Genomic DNA, 14,504 nt, shown 5'->3' with positions numbered 1-14,504 from the left:
AACTCACACTCGAATCCGTGGGTCAAGCACCGCATAGAGAATATCGGCGACGAGGTTAAAGAAAATTGCAGAAGCACCAGTGACTACGAAGAAGGCCATCACCGGGTTCGGGTCGACAGCGGTGAGCGCTTGCGAGAAGAGATCACCCATGCCCTTCCAACCAAAAACGCGCTCTGTAATCACTGCGCCGCCAATAAGACCCGCAAAGTCGAAGGCCATGATAGTGGTGATCGGAATCAAAGAGTTGCGGAAAGCGTGTTTGATAATCACCTGTCGCTCTGACAGACCTTTAGCGCGAGCAGTGCGAATATAGTCTTGCTTACTCACTTCAAGCATTGAACCGCGAGTGTAGCGTGAATAGCTTGCGATAGAGATCAGTGTGAGAAGAATTGTTGGAAGCAACAGCTGTGTGCCCTTGTCAATGAACTCCTCCCAAAATGTGCCGCTAAAATTCGGAGTTTCAGAACCAATGGTGCCGATCGGGCGAGAAATCCGGCCGAGGTAGACAGGCCAGTAGTAGACCAAAACTTTGTCAACAAGAATTATCAAGCCAGATACAAACGCGGTTATTGCCGCAACCGTAGAAGCTACTCGCTTCGAGAAACCACCCACCAGTTGGCCGATAATAATGCCCACAACAATGGTTGACAGACCCAGCAGAAGTAGCAGCGTCCAGTTAGGCTCCAACAGCAGCCCATGAGTTGCGTAATAGATCGGAAGGCTCAGCCCGGCAGAGATAAGACCCGCATAGAGAACACGACGGTTGTGCAAACCGGCTAACAGCACAGTCGCACCAACAGCGGTTGCTGCTGCGAGCAGCAGAACGACTGCAGGGCCCACACGCGGAGTGCGAGCAAAGTTGGTCCAGGCCAAAATCTGCAAGACCAAAACAACAAAGCCGAGTGTTGCTCCGAAAGTGAGAAGTCGCCGTTTTGCGTTACCACCCAGCACAGCCTGTGCAACAATTCCCAGAACTACCGCAATTATTAGTGTTGCGAGAAGGGGGTAAGTGGGGTTTGCGATCCAGTTATTAAAGCCGATCGCGAGATATTCCTTAAGCAGCACAGCCGCCCAGAACACAGGAAGTGAGAAAAATAGGAAAGTTAAGAATGTAACAGCGTAATCAAGCCCAGAATACTGTCTAATGGCGGTGATAATACCGACTGCAATACCGATGAAAATAGCTAACACAGTTGCAATAATCACCAGTCGCATTGTTGAGCTGACAGCCAAGCCAAGCAGGTCATTAACGTGCAGCCCCTGCCGGTTAAGCCCGAAGTCACAGGCACCAATCACACACTTACTAACTCCGGTAAGCCAAGTCCAGTAGCGCTGGTACCAGGGCAGATCGAGACCTAAGGATTTAGTACGCTGTGCGATCAGCTGTTCACGGTTACTAGAGGTACTTTCACGCAAGTCGGCGAGCGGGTCTCCGGAGTTGATGACGAGCACATACATCAAAAGAGATGCGCCCAACATCACAAGCAGAGAGCTGCCAAAGCGACGCAGAATAAATCTAAGCATTAACGATACTTTCTGTTACAGATGGAGTGCTCACAAAGCTGCTGGCACTATCTGTGCAAAAGCGCGGGGGCTTCTGCGGGTAAACAACTGTGGGGCCTTGGAAAATATCCTGAGCCCCACAGCTGTTCACAATAACTACGCGGAACTAACAGTTTGGTAGTAATTGTAACTTGTTTTTAACTCCGACTACTCAGCTTTGTCAACCCAGCTCCACTGAACCAGGTTCCAAACTAGACCAGACTGAGTTGAGTTTGCACGAACGTTTGCAAGCTTCGCATCGTTAGCAGCAACACCTGGCGCTGCGTAGAGAGGCAGGCTAAACAGATCTTTCCAGAGCTGCTTTTCTACATCCTGGACAGCAGCGGTGATTTCATCTTCATTCGTTGTGCTGGCTGCGCGCTCCCATGCTGCGTCAACCTCAGCGTTAGAGTAGCCACCGTAGTTTTGTGGCCTGTTTGTGGTCGAGATGTTTTGACCTGAAGTCTTCTGACCAGAACCAGCCCAAGCGAACAGTGCGATATCGTAATTTCCGCTTGAGAGGTCGCCGTCAGGAGAGAAGAAGTTTTGTGAACCGGCGTCCTGAATGTTAAAGCCGGCCTTGTCACATGAGTCCTTGATGAGGGCTACTGTGTTGGTGCGACGTTCGTTACCGTTTGAGCCGATACGCACGGTCAGGTCTTTAACACCAGACTTTTCGATAAGCTCCTTAGCGCGATCAATGTCAACCTCGTCATAGCGGCCGTCATAGATTGCAGAAACATACTCTTTGTAATCATCCTGGAAGTTGTAGCGCTCACCACGTGAGTTCAAAATCTCAGCTTCTGGGTTGATCGGCTTAATGATGTTGTCAACGATCTGCTGACGTGGCACACAGAGCGCAAATGCTTCACGCAGCTCTGGGCTGTCTGCGAAAATACCAGCCTTAAAGTTGTAGTCGAGGTGTTCGTAGGTCATTGATGAGAACTGGTGCACAATAACCTGATCACCAAGAGCATTGAGCTGGTTTACAGTGTCTTCGGTAGCCTGTGGCTCAATCGCGTTAACGTCACCGTTCTGCAGCGCCTGAGCGTGGGTTGAAGGGTCAGCTACACGAATTGTGACTGTTTCGGTAGCCGCCTTGTGCTTGCCCCAGTACTTGTCATTAGCTGTCAAAGTAACAGACTGACCTGGGCTAAATGACGTAAGTTTGTATGGGCCGTAAGACGGAATCAAGCTCTCATCAGGCAGAGCATTGGTGTAGTTCCAGCCGCTGTTCCAGAACTCGGCGGCTTTCTTAAGACCTTCGCCGTCCTTCTTCTTTGCCAGCTCAACCAGTTCTTCAACAGAAAGACCGGCCTGCTTTGCCACGACGTGAGCTGGGAGAATACCGCCCATCATGATCTTCCAGTCGGCGTACGGCTTTTCGTAGGTAACGGTGAACTCTTTATCGCCATTAACTTCAGGACCGTTCTTAATCAACTCACCGAAGTCAACTGAAACCGGATCGAACACGGTAGCACCGCTAGCGTCAACAGTTTCAGGGTTTTCAGCAGCCCACTTCAACCAGAAGTCATTTACGGTGATCGGGGTGCCATCTGACCAGACAGCGTCCTTGTTAATGGTGTACTTCACCTTAAGCGGATCTTCTGACACTAGCTCCATCTTGCCAAGGTCACCCTCTTCGTAAAGAGTGCCGTCGGTGCCGTAGTACACAAAGCCTGATGACATCAGATCATAAGCGTACCCGTTGTAGGTTGAGTAGTTATCAGAGTTCAGATAGTTGTAGCTGGTGACGTTGTCACCTGATGCCCAGCGAATCTCGCCCGGTTTTGTTTCGTAGTCGCCCAAATCAGCAAGACCGGTATCAGTAGGCTCTACTGTGTAAACCTGACCGCTGGTTTTGCTTGCATCGGCACTGTTATCAGTTGTTGGCCCTGCCGGCGCACAAGCCGAAAGCAGGAGTGTCGAGCTTGCAAGAATTGCTAACCCCGCGTATACCTTACGATTCTCCATTGAAATTTACTCCTTGTTTATAAAAAGGCGCGGACTAAAAACATAGTTTCAGCCTTGCTATAAAGATAGTCGATTCCAGGAGAGAATACGAACCCAGAAGAGTATGAAACCTAAATGTAATAATTGCTAGCTGCCCGGCACATCAAGATGTTTGCTTAATTCTTCAAGCAATACACGCAGTTGTGGCTCAATATAACGCACAACAGTTAAGCGAATCTGCGCCTGTAACTCCATTAGTGCAAAACACACTGCGGTGCCGGCTGCCTGTGATATCTGATCCGCCAGGTCAATCTCATAGCGCAGCCGTTCTTTTTCTTCCCGCGTCAGTGGCGGTTGTGGCAGCACCGGAGCCGCCGTCGCATTTGCCATATCTTCCAGCGTAAACAGAAAAGGCGCAGATGCGTCATCAGGCTCCGGATCAAGATCCATGCCGTCCAGCTCCGGGCCGAGACCTGTGCGCGGATCGAAACGACCGGCCTGCCACTGCTCCGCTGCTGTAAGTTCTGCGTGCAGCAGCGGAAGTTTTGCAGCGGTAACCTCAGCCACACGCTTATCTATCAGACGGTGAACGCGCGCAACCAGAGCGTGTTTCACCTGATGCGGCACATCATCCGGAAACCCGGCCGCAGCAACTATCGGAGAACCGTAACAGAGACGACACAGCCGCTGCCGAACCCGAGCACGGGACGGTTCCCAGCGCTGCGCCCACAGCGTCCATTCCGTTACTGCTTTTTTAATCTCAACTGCGCAATCCCAGTCTGCAGCATCATAAAAAAACTCAGTCATGGGGCCGCTCCGTGTCAAAGATCTCCTCTAATTCACGTTCGATAACCTCACGATTCTCCCAAGGCCACCTGGGAGTGTGACGCTTCGTAAAAATAAACCTAAACAGCACGAACCAGGCGATTACCTGTGAAACACTGAGAGATAAAGCAAGCGTGATGCCGAAAATCCAGGGTGTGTACCGGTTAATAAAAAGCCAGAGATGCAGCACCAAAATTGCGGGCAGCAGTATGTGCAGCACAGGAAAAGCGCGATCCGCCCGCAATAGTTTGAGACTCTGCAACCAAGCACTGTAAGCCATTATCGCTGCCGCAAGCGGCACTACTACCAGCAGCAGCCATCCGGGCGCAGGGGCGGTTACCGGTTCAAGATCTAAACCGAGCGCAATTAGCCCCCAGGAGGCAACCGTTAGAGACACCGTACCCGCTGTCGCAAATACGATTAAACCCAACACATACGCGCGAGTAGGCCGCCGCACCAAACTCGCAACGGGCGCTAGAGGCGATGAGCGCTCCATTGAGTTTGACACGACGGCCTCCCTAACTAAAACCGCTTATTTTGCAGTGAGCGCTTCACACTTGGCTTCATATTCTGCAACCGCAGCAGCGTTCTTTGCTTTAATGCGACGGCCGCGACCGCCGATCCAAGCGCCAAACCACACCGCTACCTCACGCGCAACAACACCGGCTGCGAGCACTCTGACGAGAGTGCCCACTTCAAGAGCGCCAAGCACCGCAGTTCTGTCAAGGCTGACGAGTGCGCGCAGTGAAACATCGATACCGTGCAGGTTGTGTGAAACTACGAACCCGAGCGTTGCTCCCACCCAGGCTAAAACACCGACGAGGAACCCACCGAGCACATACGCCCACCAGCCCGAACGACCAAACACAAGCACAAGCAGCACCATGCCGAGGAAGAATCCACCGACCGCACCAAAGAAACCGGGCGACAGCAGTGTTGGAATCAGATTGCTCTCACTCAAAAGCGCTTCAGGGCGGAAATAGCGCAGCTCGAATAGTGCAATCACTCCCGCATACACGGCCGCAAATATCACCGTTGCAAGAAGCGAGATAAGCACACCGGCGGCGCGATTTCCCTTAATAACTGGCGGCTCTGGTTCTTCACGGTAAAAGTTAGCCATTGGGTGATCAGCGGGGATCATCACTGCCCCGTCAGGCGTGGTGCTTGTGGCAGACGCACCGTTTACGCCTGCTCCTGCTGCGGCCATGCCGTCTGCCTGCAGCGCTGCCACCTCGGCCTCAGTGTACGGGCGAGTCTGGAATGCCGCGTAGTCAGTGCCGTCATCGGCTTGTGCAGCAGTCATCGAGCCGCTGTCCGCAGCAGCGGAAGGCAGCTCCACGGGTGCGATGTCTGTCTCTGCACTGGCTGCTTCTCCCCCGCTCTGCGCTGCAGCCTGCATTGCAGCAGCCTGTTCTGCTTCTTCCGCAGGCACGTTCACAACACCATCGACTGCGTCCTGTCCTGCAAGATCATCACCCGACTGTGTAGGGGCGCTAGCTGTAGCGCCCTCGGATGTTGCCTGATTTGCTCCTGCAACCTGTTCTGAATTTGCACGCGCAATCGCTTCGGCAACTTCATCAGGTGTTGGTGCTGTTTCATCAATAGGTGCACCCGGCAGCTGCGGATCACGATTCTCTGTCATTGCTTCGCCTCTCGTTTGACAGTAATTAAGCCAAAGCTACCAAGTAGTTACCTGGTTTGGCGGATAATTTTCCCGATTTGACAAATTTCGCCTCTAATTCATCAGATTTACACAGCGGCGCAAGCCCACGTTTTAACGAGAAAGCGCCCACCCGACTGTGTCGAGTGGGCGCTCATGCTCGTTATCTAGCTAGCGATTAGTCTAGCTCTCCAAGGTTAATCTCTTCTGCCTGATAGGTGTCGAAATCAACAAACGAGAGATCGCTTTCATCGAAAATGCCTTCACCAGCGAATAAGCGGTTCGGGTAGTTTTCCTGACGCGCTGCTTCGGTTGGCTCAACCTTAACCTGACGGTAGGTATCCAAACCGGTGCCGGCTGGAATGAGCTTACCGATGATGACGTTCTCTTTGAGGCCGATGAGCGGATCCTTGCTGCCCTCAGTTGCTGCTTGAGTAAGCACTCGAGTGGTCTCCTGGAAGGAGGCCGCAGAGAGCCAAGACTCAGTTGCAAGAGACGCCTTAGTGATACCCATAACCTCTGGACGCGCGGTGGCAGGCTTCTTGCCCTCCATCAGCGCCTCACGGTTAATGCGCTGGTAGCGTGCACGGTCTACTAACTCACCCGGCAGCAGTTCGGTTTCACCGTGGTCAACCACAGTAACCTTCCGCAGCATCTGGCGCACGATAACCTCAATGTGCTTGTCGTGGATCGGCACACCCTGTGAGCGGTAAACACCCTGCACACCACCAACGAGGTACTTCTGCACAGCTCGCTCACCAGGAACGTGCTTGCCGTTCTCGGTAGCGCCAACCTGGAGCACATCTTTCGGGTCGAGCGTGCCCTGAATAAACGGCTGCCCGAGCTCAACGTGATCGCCGTCTGCAACCAGCAGCGTCGCACGCTTCAGAACTGGGTAGATCTTCTCTTCTGAGCCGTCATCCGGGGTGAGCACCAGACGGCGCTGCTTTTCGGTGTCCTCGATAGTGATGCGACCGGACGCTTCCGCGATCGGTGACGCACCCTTTGGAGTACGTGCTTCAAAGAGCTCCTGCACGCGTGGCAGACCCTGAGTAATATCGTCAGCTGACGCAGAACCACCAGTGTGGAAGGTACGCATTGTGAGCTGTGTACCAGGCTCACCAATCGACTGCGCAGCGATAATACCCACAGCCTCACCGATATCAACACGCTGTCCGGTTGCCAGTGAGCGGCCGTAGCAGCTTGCACAAACACCGACAGCAGACTCACAGGTGAGCACTGAGCGCACCTTAATCTCAACGATGCCCGCGTCAATCATCTTATTGATAGCGATGTCACCAACATCGGTGCCGGCGGCAATCACAACGTTGCCATCAGCATCTACTGCGTCGGTAGCGAGTGTGCGCGCGTAGACCGAGCTTTCTACATCTTCGTGCAACACAAGCTCACCGGCTTCGTTCGCAGTTGCGATCGGGAAGTCCAGGCCGCGTTTGGTGCCACAGTCAGCTTCGCGAATGATGACATCCTGCGAAACGTCAACCAGACGACGGGTTAGATAACCCGAGTCTGCTGTGCGCAGCGCGGTGTCAGCAAGACCCTTACGCGCACCGTGAGTTGCAATAAAGTACTCGGCCACTGACAGGCCCTCGCGGTATGAGGAGACGATCGGGCGTGGAATAATTTCACCCTTCGGATCGCTCACCAGACCACGCATACCCGCAATGTTGCGGATCTGCAGCCAGTTACCACGGGCACCTGAAGAAACCATCCGGAAGATTGTGTTGTCTTCTGGGAAAGCCTCGCGCATCGCCTGCGCAACCTCATCGGTGGCTTCAGTCCAGATCTCAACGAGCTCGCGGTGGCGCTCAGCTTCGGTGATCATACCGCGGTCAAACTTCTTCTGCACGGCAGCTGCTTCAGCTTCATGCTTTGAAAGAATTTCAGCCTTGTTGCTTGGGGTCACGATGTCGCTCAACGCAACGGTTACCCCCGAGCGGCTCGCCCAGTAGAAGCCAGCATCCTTGATTGCGTCAAGAGTTGCCGCAACATCAACCTTTGCGTAGCGCTCTGCGAGGTCGTTCACCAGGTTTGACAGAGTGCCCTTATCTGCAACCTTATCGAAGTAAGGGTAATCAGCAGGCAGCGCCTCATTAAAGAGTGCGCGGCCGAGGGTGGTGTCAACAAGGGTGAGACCCTCAGCAACCTCGCCCTTCGCGTTGGTGTAATCCGCAATACGGATCTTTGCCATCGCGCCGAGATCCAGAGTGCCCTGATCAAACGCGAGAATCGCTTCAGCGATTGATCCGAAAGCACGCCCTTCGCCTGTTGCACCAGCTTTAACGGTTGTAAGGTGGTGCAGGCCGATAATCATATCCTGCGCAGGCAGGGTAACTGGGCGACCGTCAGACGGCTTCAGAATGTTGTTAGAAGCCAGCATGAGCATACGCGCCTCTGCCTGCGCCTCAACAGAGAGCGGCAGGTGCACAGCCATCTGGTCACCGTCGAAGTCGGCGTTAAATGCGGCACACACGAGCGGGTGCAGCTGGATCGCCTTACCCTCAACAAGCTGCGGCTCAAACGCCTGAATACCCAAGCGGTGCAGAGTCGGAGCACGGTTCAAAAGAACTGGACGCTCACGGATTACGTACTCCAGCACTTCCCAAACTTCAGCGTGCGCACGCTCCACCATACGTTTTGCAGCGCGCACGTTCTGTGCTAGAGAGAGCTCCATCAGACGCTTAATAACAAACGGCTTAAAGAGCTCAAGCGCCATCTGCTTTGGCAGACCACACTGATGCAGTTTCAGCTGCGGACCGACAACAATAACAGAACGGCCAGAGTAGTCAACACGCTTACCGAGCAGGTTCTGACGGAAACGACCCTGCTTACCCTTGAGCATGTCGCTCAGAGACTTCAAAGCACGGTTTCCAGTGCCGGTTACCGCACGACCGCGACGACCGTTGTCAAAGAGCGCGTCAACAGCTTCCTGGAGCATGCGCTTTTCGTTGTTTACGATCATCTCTGGCGCACCCAGGTCGAGCAGGCGGCGCAGGCGGTTGTTACGGTTGATAACGCGGCGGTAGAGATCGTTCAGGTCGCTGGTTGCGAAACGGCCACCATCAAGCTGCACCATCGGGCGTAGCTCCGGCGGCAGCACAGGAACTACGTCAAGCACCATTGCAGCTGGGCTGGCACCAGTCTGCAAGAAGCTATTCACAACGCGCAGGCGCTTAATAGCGCGGATCTTCTTCTGACCCTTACCCTCAGCAATCTGCTGGTGCAGGTCTTCGCTCTCGGCTTTCAGGTCGATAGCTTGCAGGCGACGCTTAATCGCCTCAGCACCCATGTAGGCCTCGAAGTAGTCACCAAAGCGATCCTGCATTTCGTTGAAGATCTCATCTTCACCCTTGAGGTCGCCCTCTTTCAGATTGCGGAACTCGTCCCAAGCTGTGGTGATGCGCTCAATTTCTTGGTTGGCGGCGCGGCGGATCTTAGCGATCTCTTTCTCAGCCTCGTTCTTCGCCTTATCTTTTTCGCTCGCCTTTGCACCCTTAGCTTCAAGAGCTTCAAGGGTTTCCTCGAGCGCCTGCTGACGTTTAGCAACAGCCAGATCGCGGTCGTCCTCAAGCTGCTTGAGTTCAAGACGCAGTTCTGCCTCGAGCTCAGCTAGATCTTCGTGACGGGCTTTCTCGTCAACATGAATAACCATGTAGGCGGCAAAGTAAATTACTTTTTCAAGATCCTTTGGCGCCAAATCGAGCAGGTATCCAAGACGTGATGGCACACCTTTGAAGTACCAAATGTGGGTAACGGGTGCGGCCAATTCAATGTGGCCCATCCGTTCGCGACGCACATTGGCTTTGTTTACTTCAACGCCACAACGCTCACAGACAACACCCTTATCGCGCACACGCTTGTATCGACCACAGGCGCATTCGTAGTCGCGGGTTGGGCCGAAGATCTGCTCACCGAACAGACCGTCGCGCTCTGGCTTGAGAGTGCGGTAGTTGATGGTCTCTGGCTTCTTAACCTCACCATATGACCAGTTGCGGATATCGTCGGCGGTTGCCAGACGAATCTGCAGCTCGCTAAAACTTGTTCCTTCGAGCACTTATTCTCCTCTGATGGAAGACTGAAAAATCTTATTTGAGTATGGTTGGCTGAGCTTAGATTTCTTCAGCAGAAGAAGTTTCGAAGCTGCTAGAAAGGTTGATCCCGATCTCTTCAGAAGTGCGTGCTGCCTCATCGGAAGAATCTTTCAGGACCACTGCGGCGCCGTCAGCACCGAGCACCTCAACATTCAGACCGAGCGACTGCATTTCCTTCATCAGAACGCGGAAGGACTCTGGGATGCCCGGCTCTGGAATGTTCTCGCCACGCACGATTGCCTCGTAGACCTTCACACGGCCGAGGATGTCATCTGACTTGACGGTCAAAAGCTCCTGCAGCGCGTATGCGGCACCGTACGCCTCAAGCGCCCAAACTTCCATCTCACCGAAACGCTGCCCACCGAACTGTGCCTTACCACCGAGCGGCTGCTGCGTAATCATTGAGTAAGGGCCTGTTGAACGAGCGTGAATCTTGTCATCTACCAGGTGGTGAAGCTTCAGGATGTACATGTAGCCAACCGAGATTGGGTATGGGAACGGCTCGCCAGAGCGTCCGTCAAACAGCTGTGTTTTACCGCTTGAATCAATCATGCGGTTGCCGTCACGGTTTGGCAGGGTTGAATCCAACAGCCCCGCGATCTCAGCTTCTGAGGCACCGTCGAATACAGGCGTAGCAACTTTCGTGCCAGGCGCTGCTTCAAGCGCGTCAGCCGGCAGCTGCGCAGCCCACTCTGGGGTGCCCTCGATCTTCCAGCCCTGCTTCGCGATCCAGCCAAGGTGGGTTTCAAGCACCTGCCCGAAGTTCATTCGACCTGGAATACCCAGTGGGTTCAGGATCACGTCAACCGGGGTGCCGTCTGCCAAGAATGGCATATCTTCAACAGGGAGAATCTTTGAAATAACACCCTTATTACCGTGACGACCGGCAAGCTTATCGCCCTCAGTGATCTTACGCTTCTGCGCGATAAATACGATAACGCGCTGGTTTACACCTGAGCCGAGAGCGTCATCGCCGTCCTCAGACTGCTCAAACACCTTAACGGCGGTAACCGTACCCGAAACACCGTGTGGGACACGGAGTGAGGTATCGCGCACCTCGCGACTCTTCTCATTGAAGATGGCGCGCAGCAGACGCTCTTCAGCGCTGAGCTCTGTCTCACCCTTCGGGGTCACCTTACCAACCAGGATGTCACCCTGACGCACCTCAGCACCGATCCGAATGATGCCTCGCTCGTCGAGATCTTTCAATGCTTCCTGTGAAGCATTTGGCAGGTCGCGGGTGATTTCTTCCTTACCGAGCTTGGTGTCACGTGCGTCCACATCGTATTCTTCGATGTGGATAGACGACAGGGTGTCGTCTTTCACCAGGTTTTGGCTCAGGATGATGGCGTCCTCATAGTTGAGACCCTCCCACGGCATAAACGCCACGAGCAGGTTCTTACCGAGTGCCAGTTCACCGTTTTCAGTCGCTGGGCCGTCAGCGATAACCTCGCCAGCTTCAACGCGGTCACCAACACGCACGATGACGTGGTGGTTGTAGTTGGTGCCCTGGTTTGAGCGGTCGAACTTGCGCATGTAGTAGGTCTTCGTGCCACCCTCATCGAGCTGCAGTGTGACCTTGTCAGCAGACACGGCAGAGACAATACCGGCTGCTTCAGCAGTAACTACGTCACCGGCGTCAATGGCAGCGTAACCCTCCATACCGGTGCCAACGAGTGGGCTCTCGGCGCGTAACAGCGGCACAGCCTGGCGCTGCATGTTAGCGCCCATGAGCGCACGGTTTGCGTCGTCGTGCTCAAGGAACGGAATCAGTGAGGTCGCAACAGAAACCATCTGACGTGGCGAAACGTCCATGTATTCAACGCTCTTCGCATCAACGAGCTGCACCTCAGAACCCTTTGGCCGGGCAAGCACAAAGTCGTCTTCAAAATTGCCCTGTGCGTCAAGCTTTGCGCCCGCCTGCGCGATCAAGAATTCGTCTTCTTCGTGTGCTGACAGGTAGTCGATCTGATCGGTTACCTGGCCGTTGTTGACACGACGGTACGGGGTCTCGATAAAGCCGAATGAGTTAATGCGTGCGAAGGTTGCAAGCGCACCAATCAGACCAATGTTTGGGCCTTCAGGGGTTTCAATCGGGCACATGCGGCCGTAGTGTGATGGGTGCACATCTCGCACCTCAACACCCGCACGGTCGCGTGACAGACCGCCCGGACCAAGCGCCGAGAGACGACGTTTGTTGGTCAGGCCTGCAAGCGGGTTGTTCTGATCCATGAACTGTGACAGCTGGCTGGTGCCGAAGAATTCCTTGATCGCCGCCATTACCGGGCGAGTGTTGATCAGAGTGTTAGGAATAATTGCTTCAACATCTTGCGTGGTCATGCGCTCACGCACAACACGCTCCATACGGCTCAGACCGGTGCGCAGCTGTGCTTGAATGAGCTCACCAACACCACGAATGCGGCGGTTGCCGAAGTGGTCGATATCATCCACATCGACGCGCACTTCAATCTTCTTGCCATCGCGCGTGCCCGGAATGGTTTCAACACCTGCGTGCAGTGCCACGAGATACTGCAGGGTCGCAACTATGTCATCGGTTGTCAGTGTTGACTCTGAGATAGGCAGCTCAAGACCGAGCTTGCGGTTGATCTTGTAGCGACCAACTTTGGCAAGATCGTAGCGTTTTGGAGTCTGGTAGCTGCTTGAGATGAGGGTGCGCGCTGCTTCCATAGCAACCTGCTCACCCGGACGCTGCTTGCTGTAGAGCTCCTTTTGTGCTTCTTCCTGCGTCTCAACGCTGTCTTTTTCCAGGGTGCTCAAAATTGATTCGTACCCTGCGAAAGCCTTGCGGATCTTCGCGCTGCTTAAGCCCAGAGCCTTCAAAAAGACAGTCGCGCTCTGCTTCCGCTTGCGGTCGATGCGCACAGAAACCTGGTCACGCTTATCAATTTCAAACTCCAGCCAAGCACCGCGGCTCGGAATAACACGCGCAGAGAAAACGTCCTTATCGCTGTTTTTCTCTGGGGTGCGCTCAAAGTAAACACCCGGTGAACGCACCAGCTGTGACACGATGACACGTTCAGAACCGTTGATAATGAATGTGCCGCGGTCGGTCATCAGCGGGAAGTCACCAATGAACACGGTTTGAGACTTGGTCTCACCGGTGCCTTTGTTAAAGAATTCAGCTTTTACGTACAGCGGTGCGGCATAGGTCTTGCCGCGTTCTTTACACTCGTCGATGCTGTGCTTTGGGTCACCAAGTGAAGGCTGACGCATAAACAGCTTCATCTGTTTGGTGTTGTCTTCGATTGGTGAAATCTCGTCAAAGACTTCCTCAAGACCGCTTCCCTGATTCTGATTTTCTTCGTTGCCAACAAGCCACTTAAAGCTCTGAGTCTGCAGCGCAAGCAGATCCGGAACTTCGATGGTGTCAGAAATTTTTGCGAATGAAAGCCGCTTGTGGTCGCGACCGTTCTTCGGCGTGTTGGTTGCAGTGTTTGCAGCAGCCAAGGAACCTACCTCCGTGAGCCTAATCAGGCTAATTTACTGAGTCTTTTTGTGAACTGCTTTGGGTCTTAAGACTCTGTGATGTCTGCGTGTAATTACCAACCACTATATGAAGGCACAACTCACCCAAAGCGCAAATACCCACATTACGCTAGAAAGATGGTAAATGCAAATGGCTATTTTGCATACTCTTCGATGAAACGCCCCAGCACTAAGTGGCTCGCGCGCACATCAGCCTCGTTCACGTGCTCAAGCAGCTCGTCAAGACGCGCCGGATCAAAATATCCGTGATCGACGTAGGCGTGAATGCGCTCACTGATTGCCGGCGCATCCATTTCCGGATGAAACTGTGTCGCATAGACATTGCGCCCGATCCGAAACGCTTGAATCGGGCAGCTCTGACTGGTTGCCAAAACTTCCACATGGTCGGGCACTGAACTCAGCGCTTCCTTATGCCCCACATACGCATAGAAACTCGGCGGCAGCTCAGCAAACAGGCGGTCACGCAAACCCGCTTCTGTCAGTCTTATCTCTGCTGCCTGAGTTGGTTCACCGTGAGTTTGATCCACCACCGCACCCTGGTGTCGGCCGAGCGTGCCAACCCCGTAGCAGACACCCAAAAACGGAATATCATCGGCAAGCACACGATCCAGCAGCCGTTGTAAATCAAGCTCCACTCGCTTCTCTACCGCGCTCTTTTTTTCGTCTGGTTCGCTCACCGTAAACGGCGATCCGGCCAGAATAATGCCGGAGTAGTCGTGCACGTTCACACTGTCTAGGCTTTGCGCTTCTGCGCGATGCCACACCATTTCGGCGTCAGTAAGACCGGTCAGTTTCTGATACGACCGCACCTCAGGAAGAACAACCGCGTCATCATCACGGGTTGTAATTAATAGGAACGGTTTCATAACTTCAAACTTTAGGGCGAGATTTTAAAACGAGCAACCATA

The 14,504-nt window shown here is 53.8% G+C and carries 8 protein-coding genes; all 8 read right to left on the bottom strand.

Translation table 11 applies throughout. The annotated features are described in order from the left end of the window. Positions 1-3: 3 nt before the first annotated feature. The 8 genes from HCR00_RS05220 to HCR00_RS05185 all read right to left on the bottom strand — a co-directional run bounded on the left by HCR00_RS05220 (position 4) and on the right by HCR00_RS05185 (position 14,462). Positions 4-1,524, bottom strand: a complete 1,521-nt coding sequence (locus HCR00_RS05220) for an ABC transporter permease (protein WP_166985648.1) — start codon at positions 1,522-1,524, stop codon at positions 4-6. 186 nt (positions 1,525-1,710) lie between these two features. Beyond that, positions 1,711-3,516, bottom strand: coding sequence for an ABC transporter family substrate-binding protein (locus HCR00_RS05215; RefSeq protein WP_166985651.1), 1,806 nt, complete (start codon positions 3,514-3,516; stop codon positions 1,711-1,713). Positions 3,517-3,642: 126 nt separating this feature from the next. Next, positions 3,643-4,302, bottom strand: a complete 660-nt coding sequence (locus HCR00_RS05210) for a spermidine/putrescine ABC transporter substrate-binding protein (RefSeq protein WP_166985654.1) — start codon at positions 4,300-4,302, stop codon at positions 3,643-3,645. Next, entirely contained in the window at positions 4,295-4,828 is a 534-nt protein-coding gene (locus HCR00_RS05205; protein WP_166985657.1) for a hypothetical protein, read from the bottom strand. Before HCR00_RS05205 ends, HCR00_RS05210 begins: the two co-directional genes overlap by 8 nt. Before the next feature lie 24 nt (positions 4,829-4,852). Next, the gene (locus tag HCR00_RS05200) at positions 4,853-5,962 is read right to left on the bottom strand and encodes a hypothetical protein (protein WP_166985660.1); all 1,110 of its coding nucleotides are present in this window, start codon (positions 5,960-5,962) and stop codon (positions 4,853-4,855) included. A gap of 196 nt (positions 5,963-6,158) precedes the next feature. Further along, on the bottom strand, positions 6,159-10,052 hold the full coding sequence (gene rpoC / locus HCR00_RS05195; protein ID WP_166985663.1) for a DNA-directed RNA polymerase subunit beta': 3,894 nt from the start codon (positions 10,050-10,052) through the stop codon (positions 6,159-6,161). Positions 10,053-10,107: 55 nt separating this feature from the next. Further along, complete coding sequence (gene rpoB / locus HCR00_RS05190) at positions 10,108-13,557, bottom strand: DNA-directed RNA polymerase subunit beta (protein ID WP_167143355.1); 3,450 nt, start codon at positions 13,555-13,557, stop codon at positions 10,108-10,110. A 173-nt stretch (positions 13,558-13,730) separates the two neighbouring features. After that, a complete protein-coding gene (locus tag HCR00_RS05185) occupies positions 13,731-14,462 on the bottom strand; it encodes a glutamine amidotransferase (RefSeq protein WP_166985669.1) in 732 nt (243 codons plus the stop codon). Between the last annotated feature and the right edge of the window lie 42 nt (positions 14,463-14,504).

The sequence above is a fragment of the Canibacter zhoujuaniae genome, from assembly GCF_011752005.1.
GTDB lineage: Bacteria > Actinomycetota > Actinomycetes > Actinomycetales > Microbacteriaceae > Canibacter > Canibacter zhoujuaniae.
Note: the sequence above shows the minus strand (reverse complement) of the source record. Positions and strands in the feature narration are given on the sequence as shown.

Coding starts and splice junctions, on each gene's coding strand:
- HCR00_RS05210 (WP_166985654.1), bottom strand. CDS start 4,302: ATGACTGAGTTTTTTTATGATGCTGCAGACTGGGATTGCGCAGTTGAG.
- HCR00_RS05215 (WP_166985651.1), bottom strand. CDS start 3,516: ATGGAGAATCGTAAGGTATACGCGGGGTTAGCAATTCTTGCAAGCTCG.
- HCR00_RS05185 (WP_166985669.1), bottom strand. CDS start 14,462: ATGAAACCGTTCCTATTAATTACAACCCGTGATGATGACGCGGTTGTT.
- HCR00_RS05200 (WP_166985660.1), bottom strand. CDS start 5,962: ATGACAGAGAATCGTGATCCGCAGCTGCCGGGTGCACCTATTGATGAA.
- HCR00_RS05220 (WP_166985648.1), bottom strand. CDS start 1,524: ATGCTTAGATTTATTCTGCGTCGCTTTGGCAGCTCTCTGCTTGTGATG.